Source organism: Streptomyces sp. SM1, assembly GCF_002910825.1.
Classification (GTDB): Bacteria; Actinomycetota; Actinomycetes; order Streptomycetales; family Streptomycetaceae; genus Streptomyces; species Streptomyces okerensis.
Genome location: NZ_NEUB01000894.1, coordinates 1 through 1,493 on the forward strand (window position 1 = coordinate 1; position 1,493 = coordinate 1,493).

The 1,493-nt window shown below is 75.2% G+C and carries 2 pseudogenes; one reads left to right on the forward strand and one right to left on the reverse strand.

Annotated features, from left to right (window positions below):
* A pseudogene (locus B9S61_RS30140) lies at nucleotides 1–1,012 on the reverse strand (universal stress protein); the annotation flags it as partial.
* A gap of 236 nt (nucleotides 1,013–1,248) precedes the next feature.
* Here B9S61_RS30140 and B9S61_RS41760 point away from each other — a divergent pair.
* Nucleotides 1,249–1,493: pseudogene (locus B9S61_RS41760) on the forward strand (hypothetical protein); the annotation flags it as partial.

Here is a 1,493-nt window from a genome sequence, read left to right on the forward strand (position 1 = left end):
GAGTCCCGGGCGACGGTCGCGCCGACGCCGGGGCCGAAGACGTACTGCCGGCCCTGCGGCGCGAGGAGCCGAGGACGAGCTGGGTGGCGTTGGCGCCGCGCGCGAAGGCGAGCAGGGCGGCGGGTATGTCATCGCCGACGACGTGGTGGAAGCTGCCGCCGAGGTCCTCGGCGAGGGTGCGCTGCTCGGCCAGCTCCTTGGGCGAGGCGGCGGTGAGCCCGTCGCTGCGGGAGATGTAGACGGCGAGCAGTTCGCCGCCTGCGCCCTTCTCCGCCGGCCGCGCGGCCCGCCGGATCAGGGTGCGGCCCTCGGGTCCGCCGGTCAGACCGACGACGATCCGCTCGCGCGAGCCCCAGATCGCCGAGACCTCGTGCGCGCTGCGGTAGCGCTGGGAATGGGCGTCGACCCGGTCGGCCACCCACAGCAGCGCCGGTTCCCTGAGCGCGGTGAGGTTGCCGGGGCGGAAGTAGTTCGAGAGTGCGGCGTCGACCTTGTCCGGCTGGTGGATGTTGCCGTGGGCCATACGGCGGCGCAGCGCCTCGGGGGTCATGTCGACCAGCTCGACCTGGTCGGCCCGCCGCACCACCTCGTCCGGTACGGTCTCCCGCTCCCGCACCCCGGTGATCGACTCCACGACGTCGCCCAGCGACTCCAGGTGCTGGATGCCCGCGGCCAGCAACTCCTCCACGTCCTGCCGGCGCTTGGCGTTGCGGGAACCGGGCGCGTTGGTGTGGGCGAGCTCGTCGACCAGCGCCACCTGGGGGCGGCGGGCGAGGACGGCGTCGAGGTCCATTTCCGTCACGACGGTCCCGCGGTGCGCCGCTTCCCCGTACGGGATCTGTTCCAGGCCCTCCAGCAGCGCCTCGGTACGGGGCCGGCCGTGCGGCTGCGCGAAGGCGATCACGCAGTCGGTGCCGCGCTCCGCGCGGCGGTGCGCCTCGGCGAGCATGGCGTACGTCTTGCCGACGCCCGGTGCCGCGCCGAGGTGTATCCGAAGTCTGCCGCGTGCCATGGCCTCATTGTCCTGCGCCGTGCCGGCCGGCCGACAGCGGGCACGGCGGAAGCACTGCTCGACGGCTGCGACGCCGTACGCGCGGACCCCGGCACAGGAAAGGGCCGCACCCCGGACGGGGTACGACCCTGTGAAGCGGCTGTCACGGCAGCCTCCGGCGAACGTCGCCGACCGGCCGCCGGGGACTGCGCGGACCTCGGGCGATCCGGCACCCGCGGTTCCGGCGGACTCCACGCATGCGGTCCCGCACCGAGAACGCGGGGAACCCGGGCGACCCGCCACCGCAGTCCCGAGCGGACCCCGGCGACCTGCTGCCGCCGAAGGCTCTGACGGGGTCGGCGACCTGCCGCCGCGGGCCTGGGCGCACCCGGCACCCACCACGGACGACTCCAGCGGACCCCCACGTCACCGCCGCGGACCGGGGCGCACCCGGCGACCCGCCACCGCAGTCCCGAGCGGACCCCGGCGACCTGCTGCCGCC